Genomic DNA, 20,898 nt, shown 5'->3' with positions numbered 1-20,898 from the left:
CGGCGAGCTGTGCAGGCTTTTAAAAGAAGCAGGCACACCGTTCCGCGCAATGTGCCGCAAGCAACAGCAGGTGGATGACCTGCAACGCAAGGGCATCGACGCCGTGCTGGGCGACTTCGACACACCCGACACGCTGCAACGCGCGATGCAGGGGTGCGACACGCTGTTTCTCATTACCCCGCCCACACCCGGGCAGGTGGCGCAGGAGACGGCCGCGATTGACGCGGCCAAGCGCGCCGACATCGGCCGGATCGTGAAAGTCTCGGCATCGGATTGCAACGTGCGCTCACCGGTGCCGTGGGCGAAATCGCATGCGCTCATCGACCACCACCTGCGTGCGTCAGGCATCACGTGGACCATCCTCAAGCCCACCGCGTACATGCAGAACTTTCTGTGGTTCAAGGATCCGATTGCCAAGGGCGTGTTCCCGATGGCGGCCGGCCGCGGCAGCGTGTCCTGGATCGACACACGCGACATCGCGCGCGTGGCCGCGAGGGTGCTGACAGAAGAAGGCCACGCAGGCGCAACCTATTTCCTCACCGGGCCGGAGACACTGGATATGCAGGCGGCAACAGCGCGCCTATCGCAGGGCATTGGCCGCAAGGTGCGTTATCTCAACCTGCCCTCACCGGCGTTCCGCGTGCTGATGCGTGCTACGGGCAACTCGCCCTGGATGGCCAAGGGGCTCACGGTGCAGTTCGCGGACGTGGTGGCAGGCCATCACGATATCGACCCCACCTTCGAGATCGAGCGGCTCACCGGAATGCCACCGCATACGTTCGATGACTTTATTCGCGACCACCGGCAGTCGTTCGTGGGTTAGTCGTTGGGAGACCGCAGGGAACAAGTGAGGTAGCTTAAGTGAACCTAACCCTGTTCCCGCTCGCAAGATGATCCCGATGCTTGCCATCAGTAGCTACCGGTACAATCCCAGACGTTTTCGGCGTCTGCAGATCGATGGACACATAAGTTACTTCCTGGACCGAAATACTTGATTATCAACTCGTAATGGTCAGATGAATTTGAGGAAAAGAATAACTTTATATCTTCGGAACTAACATCGATCATGACTTGTTTATAATTGTCAAGCTCATCAATCGATTTGGGATAAGCAGCCTTCTCGAGGCGATAAGCTTCGATTGAATGGACTATAGCGTCGCCGACCTCCTTCGTCCTCTTAGCTTTCATGCCTTGGCCAGGAGCAGCACAAGCAGATAAGGAGACCATAAGAATAATTGCAAGCCTTAAATTGTTAGCAATCATTGCCCCAGACACCCATTATGAACCTCGTTTTGCAAAGCAGTGCAATCCATCCGGATCCTGGTTGGGCATTGTGTTGCCGAAGGCTTCGCATTTCAGGCTCCAGTTCCACACGGCAACGTCGCGGGCGGCATCGACTACCACACGGGGGCTACCGTGGTGGTCGGGCTTGATGTAGTGCAATTGACCACCGTTAACCAGCAGGCCCACCGGCAGGTCGTCCAGCCAGATCGCTTGTTGCTTGAGCGCGCCGTTGGTGTCGTAGTCGCCGAGGCAATGGCCCGCCTCGTCGTAAAGCGTATAGCTGTTGGTGGTGCTCAAATAACGGCGTACCTGCTCGCCGCGGCCGTTGTAGCGGTAGTTCATGACTGAGACGCCTGCGCGCTTGGCCCGGGTCATGCGGCCCGTGGTGTCGTACAGGTACTCGCGTGCCTTGCCGCCGATGGTGAGGGTGTTGCCCATCTTGTCGTAGGTGCGCGCCACTCCCGCGACTGCGCTCAGGTGGTGGTTGGTCGTCGGATAGGTGTAAGCCTGGGTGGCGCCGCCGACCTTTGCACTCAGGCGATTGCCGGTGCCATCGTAGCTATAGCCTTCGATCACCGCCTCGGTAGCGCCATCCTTGAGCGCGGTGAGCCGGCCCAGCGCGTCGTAGTCCAGAAGAAGTTCTGGTGTTGGGTTGCCGGCCGGCGTCAGAGTAGTGAGGTATCGATTGGATCGATGCCAATTCATCTTCCCAAGGCCCCTCCACAGTAGGCCCCTCCACAGTTCTGAATGGATTATCTACTCAGGAAAAGGCCACTTCTTATGCCAAGGTAATTCGCATCCCAACCATTCTGTACCCTCAAAAATAATTTTTTTCATTTTTTCATATTTGCCAAGCACCTTGGGATGAAAAATTCGATCTGAACTTAAAAACTCAATTGAGTTTTTCAGAATGGATTTTTCTTCTGAATTTTCTTTTATTTCAATAATACACTCATGTTCGTCGTCAAATAAAGTCCATATCCAGTATCCGATCGACCTAACCGCATTATCCTCAGTTTTTTTCGGCCAATTTCCCTCAAATTCACTTGAGGAAAGTCGGTTTTTTTCAAGCTTCCGCAGCAACTCAACTCCGATATTTCTAGCAGAATAGTCGATCACTGAGCACCTCGACATTTTACAAAAGCATTCAATGCTTCAACGTGCTCTGTTATTGCACCAATCCCTGCTCCAATAATACCTGCCCTCTTAACTACTGTTCCTATTCCGAGTCTGCCAATAGTTCTCCCGACCCCATTTCCCAGGTAGCGTCTGGAGTAACTCGTGTAACGCCCGCTGGGACCTCCACCTGCCACCCCACCACGCGGCTTAATTGCTGACTTATTGACCACTTGCGCCGACCCACCAAAGATTGCGGAACCGGCGCCAAATCCCACAATCGAATTAACTGACTCTTCCATAGAGTAAGTACTTAGAGCAGCATCAAGACAGTCTTCCTTTGGTTTATCTTCACAAAGACCAGAAGGATCTAGGTGGCTAACTGGGCTTCCTTCAACATAAACGTATGTACCAACTCCTGCTCTTAAGCCGATCGGATCACTCTGCCCGTACCGACCAGTGGCCGCATCGTAATCGCGGAAGTAGTTCTGATTGAATCCGCTCGCGGTATCAAACCGCTGCCCTGGGAACCGCATGTCGAACACCATCGCGGCGCCGTCTCCATCCGGATCCTGGTTGGGTGCGGTGTTGCCGAAGGCTTCGCCTTTCAGGCTCCAGCTCCATACGGCGACGTCGCGGGCGGCATCCACGACCACACGCGGGCTGCCTAGGTGGTCGGGTTCGATGTAGTGCAATTGACCACCGTTGGCCAGCAGGCCCACCGGCAGGTCGTCCAGCCAGATTGCTTGTTGCTTGGGTGCACCGTTGGTGTCGTAGTCGCCGAGCCAGTGGCCGGCCTCGTCGTAGAGCGTATAGGTGTTGGTGGTGCCCAGATAACGGCGTACCTGCTCTCCGCGGCCGTTGTAGCGGTAGTTCATGACCGCGACGCCTGCGCGCTTGGCCTGGGTCATGCGGCCCGTGGTGTCGTACAGGTACTCGCGTGCCTTGCCGCCGATGGTGAGGGTGTTGCCCATCTTGTCGTAGGTGCGTGCCACGCCTGCGACTGCGCTCAGGCGGTGGTTGGTCGTCGGATAGGTGTAGGCCTGGGTGGCGCCGCCGACCTTGGCACTCAGGCGATTGCCGGTGGCATCGTAGCCGTAGCCATCGATCGCGGTATTGGCGGCGCCATCCTTGAGCGCGGTGAGCCGGCCCAAGGCGTCGTAGTCCAGTCGCAAGTCCGGTGTCGGGTTGCCGGCCGGGGTCAGAGCGGTGAGGTCGCCAACGGCATCGAACCCGAAGCCGATTTCCAAGCCGCCTGCGCGGGTGTCTTGGATGCTGCGGGGGCGGTAGTCAAGATCGTACATGCGCGCCAGCTTGCGGCCGTTGCCATAGGTCCAGCCGGAGGATGGCCCAAACGGGTTGTAGGTCGCTCCGCTCAGCAGACGTTGGCGGCTGCCGCCCTGTGCAGTCACCCCAACCTCGGTCGTCTGGCCTTGCGCGTTGCGGACATAATCGACCGTGGTGCCGTCCGGGTAGACCATCGACCGCAGGCGGCCGCCAGGTGTGTAGTCGTAGCGCAACACCAACACCTTGCCATTGACCGTCTGCACCTTGCGCATCACCTCGCCGAAGCGGTTGTAGCAGTACTGGGTGGTACCGCTGCCATCCTGGAGCCTGGCCAGGCGCCCGACGGTGAACGTCTCACCGCTGGCGCACACGCTCTGCGTGACGTCATAGGTATAGCTGACATTGAAGGCGGCGGTTGGGTAGCTGATGCTCAGGACACGGTTGAGCGCATCGTAGGCGTAGGTGGCCGTGACACCGCGTGCATCGGTCTGGGTGGCGCGGTTGCCGGCGCTGTCGTAGGTATAGCTGGTGACGCCAGTGTCCGGGCTGGTCAGTTTCAGGGTGTCGCCAAAGCCGTTGTACGTGTAGCGCGTGTCCAGACGTTTGGGGTCCTTGACCTGCAACGGGCGATCCTGCGTGTCATAACCCACGTTGGTTTCGGCCTTGATGCCATCGACATCCTGCAACGTGCGCGCAAGCCGACCGAGCGGATCGTGCTCCTGCAGGGTGCTACGGCCAAATGCGTCGGTGATCAAGCGCAGGTTGCCGTTTGCATCGTACGCATAGTCGGTGGGATTTGCGGCCGCGTCCGCCTGCGTTTCCAGTTGGCCCAATTGATTGTAAATACGGCTCAAGCTGCGCTTGAGCGCACCCTGCGCGTCCTTGGTCTGCTCTTCCAGACGATTGCCAGCCTTATCGAGCACGTAATGGAGAGTGTTGCCCAGCGTATCGGTGACATCGGTGAGGCGTTGGGCCTGGTCGTAGACAAACGTGGCGTAGCTGCCATCGGGTTGGGTGATGCGCTTGACCAAGCCGGTGGGCCAATACTCGAACGTGGTGACGCGATTCTGCGCAGAAGCAGCGCCATGCACCGTGGTCGATGCCAACCAACCACGCGGATGGTAGCTGTAATCAGTCAGCACCCCGTTTTCGTCAACGGCAGAAAGAACGCGGCCCGCTGCGTCATAGCTCAGATTCTCCCGGATCTGGCCGCGGGCGTTGATGGTCTGCTTGAGGTCGCCCTTACGGTACAGGCACGGTCCGGTGCCGGTCTGGCACCCAGCGGCATCGATGGGGTAGTAGTTGTAGGTCGTACGGTCGTCGATATCCGTGCGCGGGCCATCCACTGACTTCAGCAAACCGATCAGCGAACAGTCGCTACCGGCAGCCACGTCGGCTGCCTCGCAGTAGTTCATACTGAGAACTCTGGTCTGACCACTTGCGACGTCGGTCGTGATGACTTGCTGCGGCTGCAGTCGCGCATTTCGGACATAGCCTACTTGCTTGTCACTTGATTGAACTGAAATCAATCGATTGCTGTCGACAGCGGTGCGCGTACTTGTGATTCGCTGACTGGGTAAACCAGCCGCCTCGGTGACCGTATGCACATTGACTGGCACGCCAGCATCCGTAAGTTCGGCATAGGCGTGCTGCGTGACAACTCCGGCACGATCGGTAGAAGCTCTCAGGCGCCGACGAAAATCAACACTTGCGTCCAAATAGTCGCTGCTGAGGGTGCCTGCACTGTCGGTGACGTCATCTATTTTTCTAGGACCTGCGGAACGCTGGCTCAGCGTATATGTCGTCTGTTTTCCCAACGCATCGGTCACCACGGTGGCGCCATCGGTGTAATCAAGCGTCACACCGTCTGCGCCGTCGTGATGCTGGCTCGACACAACACGCCCCGTAGCGTTGTAGGCGAATGTGCTGTAACGCACTCCATCTTCCGCAACTACGCCAGTCAGGTAACGGTAAAAATTGGCGTCTTCATACAGATACGACCTGACCCGGCCGTCCGCATAGGTCACGCTCTCCAGCAATGCAGAGTCTGGAAATGTAGTGGAATACGAATATGTAGCTAATGGCACGCCGTCCAGGCTGACTCGAACCAGCTGGGCATAACGAGACGAGTCAAAGTAATGAAACACCAACTTGCGACCAGTCGAATGCGTAATCGACTCCAATCTCGAGGATCTATCGTACGCGTATCGAAGGTAAGTTCCGTCCTCGTTCGACACTAAATTCAACGCGCCTGCGGCATCGAAGTCTGAAACCGCAGCCGACCTAAAAATCCTCCACCCGTTGGCTATTTTCTCAAGCCGATCCCCAGAGCCATCAGAAGCAATAAAAGAATTTCCGACCGATTTGAAATTACGTTGGAGCCCGTTTCCTTCAGCAAGTGTTGCGTAAGAACCGCTCACAGAAACGCTGATCTCATGTGAGTTGAACCAACCAGCCCCAAGGTTGGATCGCCTTCCAACCTGCGAGGACCGAAACGTTCGAACGAGACGTATCCATCCAAGATCGAAGTCCTGTTCAGGCTGCGACTTTTCCCCAGTCTTTACGTCGCAAGGGTTACCAACCGAACACGTGTCCTCCAAGGAGGGCCCGGTCAAATAGGCAAATATCTCCAGATTTACACAGGCCTGATAATCATCATTCCAGTTTGTATACACGGGACATAATAGCCTGCGGGTGCGATTACCGATCCCAGCGTGCTCTATGGGGAAACACGTTCCGTCGTAAAGAATTACATTCGATGTGATGTCAAAGTTTCTTGACTCGTAACGGCCCTCGAACTCAGCCGAATACGGCGTCCATTCGCTTGCAGGTTTCAGCGAAACCTTGCCACATTCATTCAATTCACCATAGAAGGACTGAAGACGTGCAACCATCTCAGCTTCAGTTGCGTAAGAGCCATCTACTGCAGAGAACGTCCATTCGGGATCGGAGGGCTGATCATTACCAAGCCAGTATGTAAGTGTGACTGTCTGGTCTTCGTTTGTTTTTGTTTCTTTCACGTGCGTAGCTAAACGATACGCATACTCTGCATCGCTGGGACCAGCGATCTGCGCCATGGCCTCAATTGCACGATGTTGATTGTCGAAAGCGCCAATAGTTGTCGTTGGAATTTCTGGATGCTTGGCAGCAAGTGTCCACTCTTGCTTGATCTCCTGTGCGTAGACTCCGCAGACAGTGGTCAGCAACAACGCGCAAGCGTAACGACGCAGCCGCAGGGGCTTCAGAACTTCCATGTCCTATTCCTTCAAATTTTGGCAGCTGGCGATGCTGCAGACGGCATCAAGATGCCGCAGCTAAAAAGTCGTCGTTATCATCTCCCGGGGAAATTGTCTTCGTCAAGCCTTGTTGACCGGCTTCAAGCACGCAGCAGCACGGCACGCCGCCAAGGCGCGGCTGATTTGCTTTTCCACCATCTTGATCGAGCTGCCCATGGCTGCGGCCGCTTGCGAGTAGGCGAGGCCGTAGATGCGGTTGAGGATGAAGGCCTGGCGGCATCTAAAATAGTGCCTAAGCAGTTTGAACCGCCTAAGCGCGGCACGCCACACTCCTCACCGAGGTGCTAACGGCCGTCACTAGCTGCAAATCTCTGAAAAATCCCGCCTTTGTAGCAGTCCAGTCGCCCATCGCCATGTGTTGTGGCCACATATTCGCAGCGACCGTCCGTTACACCAAAAGACATGTGGCGTTGCGATGTAAGCAACTGAAAGCTGAGAAATACCAACACTCGAAGGCAAACGGGGACTCTCACCAGTTTCAAACCAACCTAGCCGCCTTCTTCGGCCTGCAGATACGCCTGCCCTGCTTTTCCTCCGTCGGCTGCTCAAGCATCTCGCGCAGGGCATTGGCGGCATCGAAGACGGCTTGGCCCAGCGTTGGGAGGGTCTGCGCATGCAGGCGATCCGCTGCGCTCATGGCGATGACGTCGCCGTGCGCGATGAGGCTGCGTAGCAGACGGTCGAGTTGGTCCAGCGTGAGATGCAAGACAACGGCGGGGTGCTACATCTTCGTGCTCCTCTACGCGGGCAGCGGTGAACGCGCACGATGTGGCAATCGGCGCGTTGCGCTTGATGCGGGACGTGCGGGTGCGTGAGTCGTGTGCGCGGTGCCTGGTTAGTCCGTGGGTACCACGCTGACGACTAGCTCGCCGTTGCGCATGGTTATGTTGAATTTGCTGCCGATGGTGAAGCCGAGTTGTTCAAGCCAGCGGCCGCGTAGGCGTAGCGTAGGGATGCGTTGGTGGCTGGCGGGGTAGTAGCCGTAGCCCACGGTGCAGTGTTGCGGGGCACGCGGGTGGCCTGGGCGTGGGGGGCGGCGTTCGGTGCGGGGCTCGGGGATGGGCGTGCGCTCAAGGTACGGCGGTGGCTTGAGTGTGGGGTCGAGGGTGCGCCAGACGACCTCGGTGGGCGGCGGCACCTTGGTGCGCTTGCGTGCTGATGTGGGACGGGACGTGGATCGACGCATGGCAAAGCCCTCCTTGACGAACAGGCCCCGCCGCCGGCTGGCGACGGGATGTCGGGAGGTTAGAAACCGAAGACAGACGGCGGGCGTATTTCCCCGAAGGGTGTTGTATTAGCCGCCCTCCCGACGCAGGCAACGCGTCGGCTGCGCCAGCAGGAAGCTGCAGGCACAAAAAACCCACCGGGATTTCGGAGGTGGGTACCGCTGTCTTAGGAGTTTCTACGCTCCTTGTGGTAGAGATTGCTGTGGGTTCGTTGGGATGTCAACTGCTTCGAGCTACGAAGTGACGATGATTTTTGAGTGCGGCCACTACGAAGAACCTGCAGATCGCCCCTGTTCTTGCTCGCTTCACACCATGCAGCGGACTACCGCTTGGACGAAGCATTGAGATTATCCATGTCCGAGAAGATCAACCAGCGCTTGCCGGAATCCCGATGCAGCGTGAGGGTGAACTTTCCTATGTCGCCGGGTGCGTCTCCGTAGCCGTACGCACCTATGATGTAGGCGACATTACCTTCGGCGGAAAACCCGAGTGAGCGCAAACGTAGCGGACCTCCGCTGCTACCTTCATAAGCCACTTGAATAGCTGCCCTGCCCTGGATCGGAGGACAATCGCTCTGCAGCAAAAAACCATCTTCCGCAAATAGTGCAGCAAGCGCGCTTGCGTCGCTCTCACGCCATGCGCGCTCATAGTCGCGAAGTACTCGATCAAGTTCTTGGGGTAACGCGACGCTGGCAACTACTGTCTGCTTGGCTTTTTCTGTGATGTTCTGACCATGCAATGGCCACGTGGCAAGCAGGAAACTGAAGGCAAAAAAGGCGATTATCGATCGGCTCACATGTCTTACTCCCTCTAGGGTCTCGTTGGTTGACGACAGAATTATTCTGCGCTTCGCAATTGCAGCGATGAGACTTGCTTTTTTTTAAATTAACTTGACCCCGTCATTTTTGTCCCAATAAACTATGCCATCGTATCCAGGGCATCCATATTCATGGCATCCCAGAACGCCGGATCATGCATCATAGAGAAATCCCTCCACTCCTTGATACCGGTACGTACATGCCCGGCCTTTACTTTCGCCCTCAATTCATCAGCAGAATTAACTCCAGTCACTTTCGCAAGCTTTAAAAAATTACGGTGCTGAGATGCGCGAATAAAGAAAGTTGGTGGGTGGTAACGCTGCAGGTATAACGCTGTCTGCGGGTACCATCGGGAGTTTTCGTTCAGAAATGACATCAGGAGCAAAATTAAGTCAGCCTCAATGACGTCTGCGAACTTTATGTCTTGGCGATCGGCCTGTTGCTTAATAAGCTCTGCCGCAGGAGCTCTTAGACGGCGACCCTCGCCCGCTAATACCTGGAGATGCGTAGAAGATGCATAAAAAGCATCAAATCCACGCATTCGACCCGAATCGTTATATAACGACTGAGGCACCAAATAACTATTGGTCAAAACACTTCTCACTTGGTCGTATGCACCAGCTTTTAGCAACGCAGCGACAACATAGAGGAACGTTTCATATGTGAATACGGAATGAGCCTCAAACCACGAGTCATTATAAGAACTTAACCCTACAGGAGGAGACTTAAGCTCTAGCAACATCTCCAGCATCGACATTATATTTTCTTCGAAAACATCACCAGAGGTATACTCGGACTCAAGCATTACCCAATCTAGCAATTGATCGCGCGCAAACTTGAGGTTCCGGCAATCAGCAAGAACACGCTGCGCCACATCGTCATCAGCAATAACTTCCTTTGTCCTTATCCCATCGACATAGTCATAAATTGACTCAAGAAATGACTGCCTATAACCCTTAATGCCTGGCCGTTGCTGCTGCATGGCATTCTTCAGCGAAGAAAATTTAGATAGAGGCGGTACCGCCGGACTCGCTGCACTCATAAAAAGATAAGCTGGCGGCTTTCCTATTGGCGGTTTCTCATGCATCGGCTGGCCATATAGACAGCGTATTAGCTGCTCCCAGTTACTATTTGCATGCTCCAAACTTGAGAAATTTATCCACTTTCGTGATTTTAGAAACTCAGGAAGATATGGCTCGCCGTTATCATCCATCTCGCAAACGATGGGAATAAACTTGGAATGTGTAACCGCGTCGTAGACCCTGCGAGAAATAATTTGCGATTCCGCGCCAACCCCTGCCTCTCTTGCGTCAGCCTTCTCAGAGTATCTTTCGTCAGAAAATATTAGAACGTTGGTTATCGTCTGATCAACAACCATCGACTCCATAAAAACAAACTTGTCGTCACCCTCTTTGAAGCTCCAGAGGTCAAGCACTACGTCTACCCCATCTCCGACCAACTGCTCGGCCCATTGCCGAACTCGCTCTTGGTGACCAAGTGACGACCAGCTGTAGGATATAAAGACACGAGGTTGCAAATCAGTTCTCCCTTTAGCGAGTAGCACCCCGCCGATTAAGATGGAGATTAGTCGCTGGCAAGCTCGGTCACAACTTTTGCACTAGCTTGTTGTTCTAGCGTTCGCTTGCGACCACTTATCGTCTTCCCGGAAGCCGCGCCGGAAAGAGCTCGTACAGCTTCGAGCGAGAGATGCCGTACTGACGACGTCCCCCACCCTGAGTAGAAGGCGGGTTGAGAGTCCGGGATTGATGACATGGGTGTTGGTCAGCCGGTGCGCATGCGCTGAGGGCGTCATGTCGCCAATTGCTCTTTTGGGTCGCTCATCGTTTTATTCGCGTCGCCAGCGCCCGATCTCTGTGCGTGCATGCAACAGCGTAGTGAACTGGGAACGGGGTCGGGTTCTTAGGTATCCCCACGTTTTTACAGCACCAGCGTCATCTGCTCACGCACTGCGTCGGGCAGTGAGCGCAAGCGTTCTAGCCAGCGTGAGACAGGTTCCATCGGCCAGCGTCTGACCAACGCCTCGCGGCCGACGCGCAGTGTTGAGTAGAGCTTGCGTGTGCTGTTGCGTGGCGATATCCACTGGGCAATACCGGTGGCTTCGCAGCCCAGTCCTGCCAGCCAACTGGCGAAGGTGGCTAGCGTATTGAGCAACAACGGATCTGCAGCCGCTCACCGCGTCGGGTCAAGCTGTCTTCCATGGCTTGGCCGTAGCGATGTGACTTCAGGTCCCGGAATGCCAGCTCGATCTGCATCCGTCGTGCATACAGGTTGACCAATTGCTTCGCGCTGGGTGCTTGTAACTGCGGGGAGGCAACAATCAGCCATGGCTCGCGCTCACGCGCTGCTGCTTTCAAACTCGATGATGCGCGCGAGACCTTGGCGGGTGAGCGTCGATTGTGTTGCTGCCGTCCCTGCGGTGTCTTGGCGTAGAGCACCAGGCGGCAATCGAGCGGATCGCTGCGATTGGCCTGCATCGGTGGCAATTCGTGTGCACAGTTGGACGCTAGCGCATGCAGGCGTCGGCTATCGATCCATTGCGTTGCATCATCGGGAACGTCTTGCGGTTTGACCTGCGTGCGACCGCGCAGGCGCCCGACCCAATCCCAGCCCATCGCCGACACCGCGCGAAACCATGGCGTGCGAAATCCGGCGTCAGTGACCAGGATCGGACGCACAGCGTCTGGAATCAGTGCGCGGAGTTGTTGCAAAAAATGCTTCTCCGCACCAGGCGAGCCTTGCTGTTTCCCAGCAACCACCATGTCCAGCAACGTGAGCGTGCGCCCACCGACCGGCACGGCGGCGCGCAGCAGGCACCACGACTTGTCCGGCTTCAGATCGCTCCAATCGATCACGATCACCGGCTGCGCCCCGCGCAGCAGCCAATGCGCCATGTCTCGCTCGATCATGGATCGCTCGGCGTACAACGTGCGATTGCACAGCAGACGATCGCATGCCTTGAGAGGCGCACGTACCCGCGTCGCGCCAGGCCACGCACGTGCAATGTCGATCAACGTCAGCCGGCCTCCGTGCACTAGCGCTTCAACGGCGCGCAGCAAGGCGCGCTGGCGTAATGCATGCATCCCGGAGAGTGAGTTAGACAGGCACTTCTGCAATACTTCGCTGGCGCGCATGGTCGGCACTCTTCACTGGCTTAGTCACCTTGAAGCGTGCCCCATGCGCGCAACTTCTTCCACATCCCGGCGCGCCAAGTGCTTGATCTCGCAGGAAGAAACCTGGGGAAACCTCAGGGTCAGGTTGACTTTTTAAGTGTACCTGACCGGTTATTGGGAATTCTCCGTGAAAAATAGCCAACGCACCCGATGCCCACCGTGGAAAAATATTTTCCCTGCGGCTCTTCCATATCCGGACGCCACACCGCAAGCTCAAGTGCCGGAAACACGTAGCTGTACCCCAACTCTTCATCAAAAGGATCGAAAGGAGTAACTGCAAGGAATTTCTCGACGAGCCTCGATGCTGGCGTGCTAAATACATGTTGGCCGAGGCACAGAACCTCAAATCCGGAATTCGCGGACAGCTCTATGAACTCCACGCTCGGCTCGATGCCCCCATAGAAAACGTGGAACCCACGGTGCCATGCGTCTGTGGGATAGGCAGACGTAGGAACTTTTCTGAAGCTAGTTGGAGGCGCCCCCATGACAGCATGAACTTCGGCTCGGGACATGCCGAGCTTTACAAGGCCGACACCAGCCAAGGGTAAGATCTCAATAAGTTTCATAACACCGGACGTATGAATTAAGCCAAATTGCAGAGTGAAGATTTGGCTCGAATGACTTGTTAGGAAGTGGGTCGCCGCAAAAATGGGTGTTACAACTATGCTCCCAGCACTGCCGCTTGCACTGAGTGTGCCACAGCTCACAACACCTAGCTTGCCCCGCAACGCAGCGATACGTGACGGCGCCGAAGTGCCCGACTGGCAGCCAGTAGCGTGTATCTAGCCACAGAGAACGGGCTGCCAAGCATCGATCACATCGTGCTGAGTGCGGAGAAACGTCGTGTGCGGCAGGGCAAGACGTAATTATTATTCAAGGAGCGCTGGACAGCCCCGCCAACTTGATAGCGCACATGAAAACAGGCGACGCCCTCGCGTGACCTGTGGAGCAGTCACTGAGTCAGCTGCAGGCGCATTGGAGAACCGCCGCAGCAACAGCAGCAATCGTGAAGCGAGAGCAGCAACAGGACCGTCATTACTGCGCCTCATCGCATGGTATGAAGTCGCAGCCCCAACCACCACTTGCGTCTTAGCCCACAACCCAAGAAATGCGAAGGCGGTACCGCGCGTTAGTCCGTAGGTGCCATGCTGACGACCAGCTCGCCGTTGCGCATGGTTATGTTGAGTTTGCTGCCGATGGTGAAGCCGAGTTGTTCCAGCCAGCGGCCGCGTAGGCGTAGCGTGGGGATGCGTTGGTGGGTGGCGGGGTAGTAGCCGTAGCCCACGGTGCAGTGTTGGGGGGCACGTGGATGGCCTGGGCGTGGGGGGCGGCGTTCGGTGCGGGGCTCGGGGATTGGCGTGCGCTCAAGGTACGGCGGTGGCTTGAGCGTGGGGTCGAGGGTGCGCCAGACGATCTCGGTAGGCGGCGGCACCTTGGTGCGCTTGCGTGCTGATGTGGGATGGGACGTTGATCGACGCATGGCAAAGCCCTCCTTGACGAACGGGCCCCGCCGCCGGATGGCGACGGGATGTCGGGAGGTTAGAAACCGCACAGAGCCGGCGGGCGTATTTCCCCGAAGGGTGTTGTATTAGCCGCCCTCCCGACGCAGGCATCGCGTCGGTTGCCCCCGCAAGAATCTGCAGGCACAAAAAACCCACCGGTTTGACGGAGGTGGGTACCGCTCTGTGAGGAGTTTCTACGCTCCTTGTGGTAGAGATTGCTGCGGGTTTGTTGGGATGTCAACTGCTTGGGGTGGCAAAGCGCTGATCAAAAGCCACAGAGTCCTCGCCATTTCAGATGAGGCAAGAAAGTCACTCTGACCCCTTATTACCCTGGGATACCTTAGTCAGATGCAGTTCGAACAACCCTGGTTGGCGGCGCAGCACATATCCGCCGCTTGAAGATCAGGCTACGCACTCCGGTTTTTCAAGGGCGACCTCAAAGTTCACTTGGATGACCCGCGACAGCACGCTATACCTAGTGGACCGCTACAGCGAGCAGCGCTAAAGCACGCAGGCACCGTCGAAGCGCGTGAACCAGCGAGGCATTTGAAGCGCCCCGGCCGGCAAAATTTGGGTTTACTCCCGCGCGAGCCCAGCTGGAGGTGCTTTACCTATACGTTCGGAGACCTCTTTTATCTTTTTGATTCCTGGCTTCGCTGCTTCCAGCGGTGGGCCGAAGTCCTCCATACGTATGTCGAATACGGAAACCGCTAACTGATTGCCGCCATGGGAGTGGGAAATCAGGCGCTGATATTCCTTGTCATATGGAGCTTGCGCGGTAGAGCCTCCAAACTCTCCGATGTTTGCAATGAGGATATGCTGGTACATGTGGTATCGTAGAGCAGCCACCATTCCGTCGAACGTTTTAACATCCTTGTTCATCGCCGCGACCACATACATGTGACTTTCGTCCCGCAGGTCCGCGGCTAAGGAAATATCGGTGGCGTCGTAGCAGATAGAACCAGTTAGTCGGTAAGGCTTCTTTTCTGAGTCACTGGGGTCGACAAGTTCCACGACAACTTGGTAAGGCCGCCACGACTTAATGCCGAGCGTTGCTTCTTCGGGAACCAAGTTTAGCTTGCCCTGGTCTACTTGAACCCACGCGCGTCGGCCGGCTCGGCGTTGCGGGACGAGCCACCGTGCAGTGTTGATAGGGTCACCAGTTGCGGGTTCTTTTGCTCCGAGAAGGCCGTAGAACAACATTGCGCCAGTGGCGTCCGAGAATGCCCGCATCAAATCTTGGTCATCCACATGGATGCAAAGCTCTGGGAACACCACCAAGTCGAAATGGGGTTTGTCGCTTGTCCCCAGCACGTAGTCCCGAGCCACTAGATGTTTGTTGGCCAGGTGCAGAAGCGCAGCTGTGTGATTGCGATGCTTCTCGCGGAAGCCGACCTCGTTCAAACCCTCCAGTCCGTTACTGAAGTCGGCGTGCAACGGCATTAATCCTTGCACCATGGCCACCCTCAGGCCACGCTCACGGTCGAGTGGCCATTCGACTGGATATCGATAGATGGGGAGACGGCTGCTCGCCCCATACAGCGATTTCTGGAATTCCAAGCGCTCTTCTATTACGTCGCTGAAGTCCTTCCGTGTTTGAATGGATGCCACTTGCACACCTTTCCGTTCAGTGACTCCAGGCCACCGAAGGAGGTGCAGTAGCAAATCGGAAAACCAGGGTGTTATGGCTGCCGTTGTGCCCCTAAGACCCTCAGCCGTATGAAGCATGCCAAGGCGGCGCTTGTGCCAGGTGCTCTTCAGGCCGCTGTAACGCCCTGCATCTTCACTTGTGAGCCAGTGCCGCGCAGTGAAGTCCGGCTCTCCCGTGGCCGCAGCCCGCAACAAACGGCCGAACGCGTACATCCAAGCGTCGTCCTCATCGCACCAGAGCGGGGTGTCGTATGTTCCGTTTGTGGTTTTCAGCGTTTCGACCGCGCGAGCCTCAAGGTCAGCAAGACTCGGATTGTTTAGTTGAGTCCAGTCCGCTGACTTCACTTGCACATTTAACGGCGTCAGCAGCTCCGGGGCAAAGTTGCGAACGTCCGATGACTTGCTCAGCGCCTGAGCCAGCTTGAGCAGAGCGTTCTCTTGACTGAACAGTGCTGAGGGGTGAGTGATGACAGTCAGGAGTCGGAGCCACTTTCCTGTGATGAGTGGTGCGTCGCCGTCCGACCAGCGGTTCGCGGCGAAGTGGGTTAAGTATCGAGGTGCTTTCGCAACCAGGTCTGCCATCGCAGGTCTGCTAGACGTAAGCAAGTGGTCAGCGAGTTCCGGCGCCGTCTCGGCCACGATTGGCCAAGCTTTGGAAATCTGCTTATGCCGCGCCTCACCAAGCCGAATAAACCAACGCACATACTGAGCTTTATCTTTGGTGAGCTGGTACCCCACCAGAGATATGACGACCTCTTCTTCAAAGGCAATGGATTCATCCGAAAGTCTGCCTTTGCCAAACGCCTGTAGTGCCCTGTGATACTTCAGCTCTTCACCCGTCTCGGGCAACGGGGCAGACTTGTTCAAGGAAGCAAGCAGCAGGCTTGCTTGCTGAAGAACGTACCAGGGAACCCCAGCCATCTTCATCACTTTAGTTGCGAGTGTTGCCAATTGGGCTCGGTAGCTGGCTACATCGGCGACTTGGAAGGCAGAATCCTTCTCGGCTTCTCTTCCTGTCTCAGTGGCTCCAGCTTTGAATAGGTCTGCAAGAACATAGAACGCGACCCTACGTCCCCGGGCTGCTCCATCCCCCTTCTGAGCTACTTTGCTAAGCAACGCTTCCTCGATTGGCGTGAGTAGCTCGGTGCTTGGCCAAAGGTCAAGAGCGTATCGAAGAACCTGAACAAGTGACGGGTTCATAGCCCACGCTGAGGTCAAACGGCGCGCTGCCGCTTGATAGTCATGAAGCAGGGCGTCCGTCGCGCTTTCTCCATCCTTCACTTCAGTCAGGTCCGTCATACTTCGCCGCTGTCGAAGAGACCGCATCAACCGGTATGCCGAGAACCGAGTAAGGGTGTCATCGCGCACCTCACGCTTCAGCGATGCCACAGTTGCCAGCCTCAGATTTCCCTTCGTTGAAGTCGTTTCTTCCTGCAATCCCAACTCGGCGAGCGCAAGCAGACCATTGAGGCCGGCTTCAGCAGTGCGAAGCGAATCCAGATCGAACGGACCACTGAGCTGGTGCTGCAGCGTTTTCATCCGTGCACCTGTGCCAGATTCGGTGCCCAACTCCGTGACCGTTTCGAGCTGAGTCTTCTTTGCGTTCAGACGTAAGTAACCGTCAGGTTTACCATCTGGCGTGGTGTGCTTACTCAAAAGAGACTGGACCCAGTTGCAAATTTCCTGGCCAAGCTCTGCAAGGTCGTGCGGCGTGTCTCCGTCTTTGTCTACCGAAACGACCAGCTTTATGTCGTCAACATATCTGCAGTAGTCATGGACACGAAAGCTTCTCCTCGCTGGACGCTTGTCAACGAAGCCGCCTACTGCGCGATCAAAGCTCAGCAAGTAGGCATTGGCAAAGAATCCGCTCGAAACCAAGCCTTGTGGTAGGCCGCTCGGAAGTTTGTTATCGCGGAAGAGCCCGCCTAGTTGCTGATCTTTTTCACGCCACTCAAAACTTAGGGCTCTCTCCGCCGTTTCCCAGAACTCATCATCTGCGGGCTTAACGTCATCGTAAGTCTCTTCATAGAACTTCTGATACTCATCTCTCAGTTTATCAATGAGGAGCTTTATGTTGATCTTGTCGAAGAATGCGCTGAGGTCGAGAGTGGCGACGAATACCGACTCATTTTCGTCAACATCCACCGCTTTTGCGGATGTGAGAGGGCGCTCGACGTACTTCTGATAATCCTGGAAGTACCGGCTATAAGTGTTGGAGTTACCCCAAGGAAACGAAGCCAGGGTGTTGTTCTTCGACCAATTGCAAAACAGCCTGTTTCCGTAACTAAACACCTTGTTCTCGACGGCACGTTCTGCCGAAAGCGAGGTGTCGCCTTGCGCCGTCTCTATGCAATCGGCAAGGCACAACATGACGGCCGTGGAAACGGTCTGCTCGCGTACACCGATATGAGCAAGAGGGCGCAAAACTGGCGGCGCTTCATCTGGTGCGACCCGCGGCTGCCATCCCCCATCGCCCTCACTTTTGAAACACCAAAGGCCGTTTTTTGGAGCGGGAACGAGCCAGGCTGGGGAAGTCTTGTATTCACCTGATGCAAGGTCTTGTGACCAAGTCGCCAAGTTGCTCGAGAGGCAAATCGCGGAGGCATCCAGTTCCAGAACGTCGGCGTACCAGTTGTACCGACGGATGAATGTATGTGTCTTCTTCCACGCCTGTGCTAGGACCACTTCGTCTTGAAGAATCTCCCTCTGAGGACGCAACTTATCGTAACGCGAGTCCACTACGCTCATTAGTCAACCTTGAACTTGGATTGTTGAAGCTGAACAAATTGACACAATGGTATATCCCCGGGTGCGCAATTGGTCTGTGCACACTGTCGGGGCAGCCGGCGCACCTCGAAGGGCCTGAAAACCTATGTTAAAGTGGGGGGCCTTCACGGAATTTCTGACGTCAAGGGCGGCCGTACGGGTTAGAGCAGACATACTCCTGCCAACGACGGACTCCAACGGCAGTCCTGCTTGGGGAAAAGGAGTCAGGTTGACTTATTAATTGCACCTAGTCCTCTTCTTTTATTGCCCATGTGGCTTTTATTGCCCATGTGGGCCATCCACTCCAGACCTCTTGGCAGTTGCTTGGATCAAGCATGAGAGGCCTAACATCTCATGAGTCGGGTCCCGAAGCTGCGTCGGCTTGAATGAAATTTTAGGCCTCACTGCTGCCATATGCTTGATATGTAAGCAATCTCGGCGTTAACGATTGGCAGAGAAGCTGGAGCGTGCGGTCCATTTGAGAACAACTTTGAGCGACGGACATCAAGTACGGAAAAGTTGTCAGTCGGCGCTACCTTCGACCGAAGTTGGTGTTCGAGCAAATCAATGATCAGTTCTGTTTTAAATGTGGTCAAAGCATCGCTTTTTAAGTACATCTTAATGATGTGTCGTTCGCCATTTACGACCAGACCAAGTTCGGGATTCAATATGATGTCGAATCCACCAGCTGAATAGACATCACGCGGGGGATTGAACCACATCAGGTCTTTGCGCCCCCACCATTTCTTGTATGCGTTCAGAATTTCAGGATAGCTCTTGATCTTTTTTGGGTCTGTCAACGACTTCATAACATCCGAGACTGCCGCTTTGCCGCCGTTCTTGCGGTGATTCTCAACGACATGTTCTCGAAGAGCCTTATAGAAGTCGAAGGCTGGCTCGTACTCGGGGCGCTCTTTAACCTGTCGCACCTTAGTGGCCTTTGGGCGTCCGGCTTTCGAAACAACATCAACAAAATCTGTCAGCGATATCTGTGGCACTAGATGACTCCTGTCGCGAGGCCTAACGCCTCAATTAAGCCGGCCCGCGAAGCAGGTTCGGCTTGAATGAACTTTTAGGCCTAGAAGTCGATGTAGCTGCTCTCTGGCCTCGGCCAGTTCTGTTGGAGGTCTTTGAGAACTCTGTTCACCCAGGTCTCATCCAGAGCAGCCTGAGGACCGACATAGCCGTTTCCGGCACACCAGGTCTCCATGCGAAAAGTCAGGTCGCCAATATCGTCGGCACCAACAATCTCGGAGAGGTATGCAACTCCATCTTTGGTCACACGCAACTGCCAGTGTCTGTCATCTGTGACGGAGCCGATAAGTTTGGCAACGTTATCGTATGTCAGCTGTTCTGTGTCTTTGAGATTTATCGCAGCCAAGTTGAAATCTCCGTTGAAGTGGGTGAATGTCTAGCGCTTGAATTAAGCCGAGCCGCGAAGCGGGTTCTGCTTGAATGAATTTTTATGGCGCACCCGGCGTAGCTTTAAGACGCTCAAACTTGCGCAGCTTTGAGACAAGCACTCTGGCGCCGCTGTCATCAAGGAATTCCTCGTAGAGGGTAGTGCTGTCTTTGAAGTGCAGATTCAGGCGATTCATTACCTTGCCAATAGCTGCAAGCATGGACTTTACGCGCTCTCGGCTGATACCGCTGAGAGCGTGTGCTGATCGATTGGTGGCGTACCCGTGATCTTGATGAGCGATGCGTTTGTTTCGGTGCTCTCTTGCGAAAGCCGCCTGCTCAAGAGCTGCCTCGCACAGAGTCTCCAGTTCAAGCTTTAGCGAGGGATCCTCAATCAAAGCGGGCAATGAGTGAATGGTTAAATTCTTCTTGCCGCGGGTCTCAGGCGGATCAGTCATCCTAGATATGCCGAGCAAAACGCTATCCCACATTTCGTCTTGAATGATTTTGAAAAATAGTGCGGCGGTGCGGTTCAAAAGCTCCACTGTCTCTTGATCCGAACCGAATAGCTGCTGGTACTGTTTCCACACCATATGTAGTTCAATCAGCTTGCGATGAAGCGTAGCGAAAGCCGTACCAAGCTCGTCGCCTATCAAAGTCACGTAGTTGGCGTGTACTTCATCCATGGACTGCGTTGATGTCATGTAGTGCGCCTTAATGCCTGAATTAAACCGATCCGCAAAGCGGCTTCGGCTTGAATGAATTGCTAGGCCCGCCGCCAGAGACCGGGCATAACTGCAAGATCTCGTCTAGACCTTCGAGCAGCCATCGTGGATGCGGTAGCGTGGCTGGTCCGCCGTAACGAAGGAAATGTTGCTTGTGCTGCGGGGAAAGTGCGCTGATGAGGCGCAAAGTTGTATCACTTATATTGACGTGGCCGGAAAGCAGCTCAGCAAGCTTTTCCAAGTTGTGCCTTACGTCAGGCACCTTGAGTTGCTTCAAGGGAGTGCCACGCTTGAGCAAGGCCGCCTTGAGCAGCAATTCCATGTCGTGAGAGGCCAAAAAGTACGCAGGAAGGCAAGCAAATTTAGCAGGCATGCCATCGGGCGTTTTGTCCATCTCCTCGATGAGTGTGCTGATGCAGGAGCGAAACGCCCCCGCCTGCATCAAGTACGTTGCTCCAGCGAGATAATCGTCTGCCATAGCGGGCCTAACTACCATTCGGCCGCCTAAGCGCGGCGTAACACGATCCCCGTCGACTCGCTTACCGTGGTCAATTGCTACGAGCGTCGGAAGCTCACCGCTTTTCAGCTATGTCCCTCTCTGACGCCAGGTGTTATGCCCCATCCCCAGTGCGGCCA

The 20,898-nt window shown here is 55.6% G+C and carries 16 protein-coding genes and 3 pseudogenes; 3 read left to right on the top strand and 16 right to left on the bottom strand.

Going from position 1 to position 20,898, the window contains the following annotated elements; genetic code table 11:
• The first annotated feature begins 7 nt into the window (after positions 1 to 7).
• Positions 8 to 823, top strand: coding sequence for an SDR family oxidoreductase (locus tag RZV17_RS00780; RefSeq protein ID WP_355609085.1), 816 nt, complete (start codon positions 8 to 10; stop codon positions 821 to 823).
• Positions 824 to 1,308: 485 nt separating this feature from the next.
• Here the strand turns inward: RZV17_RS00780 and RZV17_RS00775 are convergent.
• From RZV17_RS00775 to RZV17_RS00725, 11 genes and pseudogenes are all read right to left on the bottom strand, one after another.
• Positions 1,309 to 1,962, bottom strand: a pseudogene (locus RZV17_RS00775) (RHS repeat protein); the annotation flags it as partial.
• Positions 1,963 to 2,040: 78 nt separating this feature from the next.
• The gene (locus RZV17_RS00770; protein ID WP_355606382.1) at positions 2,041 to 2,403 is read right to left on the bottom strand and encodes a hypothetical protein; all 363 of its coding nucleotides are present in this window, start codon (positions 2,401 to 2,403) and stop codon (positions 2,041 to 2,043) included.
• A complete protein-coding gene (locus RZV17_RS00765) occupies positions 2,400 to 6,941 on the bottom strand; it encodes an RHS repeat-associated core domain-containing protein (protein WP_355606379.1) in 4,542 nt (1,513 codons plus the stop codon). The genes RZV17_RS00770 and RZV17_RS00765 overlap by 4 nt, the downstream gene beginning before the upstream one ends.
• A gap of 102 nt (positions 6,942 to 7,043) precedes the next feature.
• On the bottom strand, positions 7,044 to 7,253 hold the full coding sequence (locus tag RZV17_RS00760) for a sigma factor-like helix-turn-helix DNA-binding protein (protein WP_355606376.1): 210 nt from the start codon (positions 7,251 to 7,253) through the stop codon (positions 7,044 to 7,046).
• A 208-nt stretch (positions 7,254 to 7,461) separates the two neighbouring features.
• The gene (locus tag RZV17_RS00755) at positions 7,462 to 7,689 is read right to left on the bottom strand and encodes a hypothetical protein (RefSeq protein WP_355606373.1); all 228 of its coding nucleotides are present in this window, start codon (positions 7,687 to 7,689) and stop codon (positions 7,462 to 7,464) included.
• A 129-nt stretch (positions 7,690 to 7,818) separates the two neighbouring features.
• Entirely contained in the window at positions 7,819 to 8,169 is a 351-nt protein-coding gene (locus RZV17_RS00750; RefSeq protein ID WP_355606370.1) for a SymE family type I addiction module toxin, read from the bottom strand.
• 362 nt (positions 8,170 to 8,531) lie between these two features.
• Positions 8,532 to 8,948: a nuclear transport factor 2 family protein gene (locus RZV17_RS00745; protein WP_355609082.1), complete on the bottom strand. Its 417-nt coding sequence runs from the start codon at positions 8,946 to 8,948 to the stop codon at positions 8,532 to 8,534.
• 179 nt (positions 8,949 to 9,127) lie between these two features.
• Entirely contained in the window at positions 9,128 to 10,564 is a 1,437-nt protein-coding gene (locus RZV17_RS00740) for an SEFIR domain-containing protein (RefSeq protein ID WP_355606367.1), read from the bottom strand.
• Between the two features lie 216 nt (positions 10,565 to 10,780).
• Positions 10,781 to 10,969, bottom strand: a pseudogene (locus tag RZV17_RS00735) (integrase core domain-containing protein); the annotation flags it as partial.
• Positions 10,966 to 12,179, bottom strand: a pseudogene (locus RZV17_RS00730) (IS4 family transposase). The pseudogenes RZV17_RS00730 and RZV17_RS00735, both read right to left, overlap by 4 nt.
• A gap of 119 nt (positions 12,180 to 12,298) precedes the next feature.
• Positions 12,299 to 12,784, bottom strand: a complete 486-nt coding sequence (locus tag RZV17_RS00725) for a hypothetical protein (protein WP_081422448.1) — start codon at positions 12,782 to 12,784, stop codon at positions 12,299 to 12,301.
• 210 nt (positions 12,785 to 12,994) lie between these two features.
• On the opposite strand from RZV17_RS00725, the gene RZV17_RS00720 reads away from it, so the two are divergent.
• On the top strand, positions 12,995 to 13,084 hold the full coding sequence (locus RZV17_RS00720) for a hypothetical protein (RefSeq protein ID WP_326520498.1): 90 nt from the start codon (positions 12,995 to 12,997) through the stop codon (positions 13,082 to 13,084).
• Between the two features lie 263 nt (positions 13,085 to 13,347).
• Here the strand turns inward: RZV17_RS00720 and RZV17_RS00715 are convergent, their stop codons facing one another.
• The 3 genes from RZV17_RS00715 to RZV17_RS00705 form a co-directional block, all read right to left on the bottom strand.
• Positions 13,348 to 13,698, bottom strand: coding sequence for a SymE family type I addiction module toxin (locus RZV17_RS00715; RefSeq protein ID WP_355606363.1), 351 nt, complete (start codon positions 13,696 to 13,698; stop codon positions 13,348 to 13,350).
• Positions 13,699 to 14,296: 598 nt separating this feature from the next.
• Positions 14,297 to 18,118 (bottom strand): RNA-directed DNA polymerase, encoded by a 3,822-nt coding sequence (locus RZV17_RS00710; RefSeq protein WP_355606360.1) that lies wholly within the window; start codon positions 18,116 to 18,118, stop codon positions 14,297 to 14,299.
• Positions 18,119 to 18,537: 419 nt separating this feature from the next.
• Positions 18,538 to 19,134 (bottom strand): hypothetical protein, encoded by a 597-nt coding sequence (locus RZV17_RS00705; RefSeq protein WP_355606357.1) that lies wholly within the window; start codon positions 19,132 to 19,134, stop codon positions 18,538 to 18,540.
• 62 nt (positions 19,135 to 19,196) lie between these two features.
• On the opposite strand from RZV17_RS00705, the gene RZV17_RS00700 reads away from it, so the two are divergent.
• A complete protein-coding gene (locus RZV17_RS00700; protein ID WP_355606354.1) occupies positions 19,197 to 19,595 on the top strand; it encodes a hypothetical protein in 399 nt (132 codons plus the stop codon).
• Positions 19,596 to 19,599: 4 nt separating this feature from the next.
• Here RZV17_RS00700 and RZV17_RS00695 read toward each other — a convergent pair whose 3' ends face one another.
• Together RZV17_RS00695 and RZV17_RS00690 are read right to left on the bottom strand one after the other, a co-directional pair.
• Complete coding sequence (locus RZV17_RS00695; protein WP_355606351.1) at positions 19,600 to 20,241, bottom strand: hypothetical protein; 642 nt, start codon at positions 20,239 to 20,241, stop codon at positions 19,600 to 19,602.
• Positions 20,242 to 20,263: 22 nt separating this feature from the next.
• Positions 20,264 to 20,740, bottom strand: coding sequence for a hypothetical protein (locus tag RZV17_RS00690; RefSeq protein WP_355606348.1), 477 nt, complete (start codon positions 20,738 to 20,740; stop codon positions 20,264 to 20,266).
• Positions 20,741 to 20,898 lie beyond the last annotated feature (158 nt).

The sequence above is a fragment of the Xanthomonas cannabis genome (genome assembly GCF_040616535.1).
Classification (GTDB): domain Bacteria; phylum Pseudomonadota; class Gammaproteobacteria; order Xanthomonadales; family Xanthomonadaceae; genus Xanthomonas; species Xanthomonas cannabis.
This window is presented reverse-complemented; position numbering and strand designations above follow the sequence as displayed.

What these genes read in the sequence shown, in the direction of transcription:
- RZV17_RS00765 (WP_355606379.1), bottom strand. Translation starts at nt 6,941, where the DNA reads ATGGAAGTTCTGAAGCCCCTGCGGCTGCGTCGTTACGCTTGCGCGTTG.
- RZV17_RS00750 (WP_355606370.1), bottom strand. Translation starts at nt 8,169, where the DNA reads ATGCGTCGATCCACGTCCCGTCCCACATCAGCACGCAAGCGCACCAAG.
- RZV17_RS00725 (WP_081422448.1), bottom strand. Translation starts at nt 12,784, where the DNA reads ATGAAACTTATTGAGATCTTACCCTTGGCTGGTGTCGGCCTTGTAAAG.
- RZV17_RS00715 (WP_355606363.1), bottom strand. Translation starts at nt 13,698, where the DNA reads ATGCGTCGATCAACGTCCCATCCCACATCAGCACGCAAGCGCACCAAG.
- RZV17_RS00710 (WP_355606360.1), bottom strand. Translation starts at nt 18,118, where the DNA reads ATGAGCGTAGTGGACTCGCGTTACGATAAGTTGCGTCCTCAGAGGGAG.
- RZV17_RS00695 (WP_355606351.1), bottom strand. Translation starts at nt 20,241, where the DNA reads ATGACATCAACGCAGTCCATGGATGAAGTACACGCCAACTACGTGACT.
- RZV17_RS00690 (WP_355606348.1), bottom strand. Translation starts at nt 20,740, where the DNA reads ATGGCAGACGATTATCTCGCTGGAGCAACGTACTTGATGCAGGCGGGG.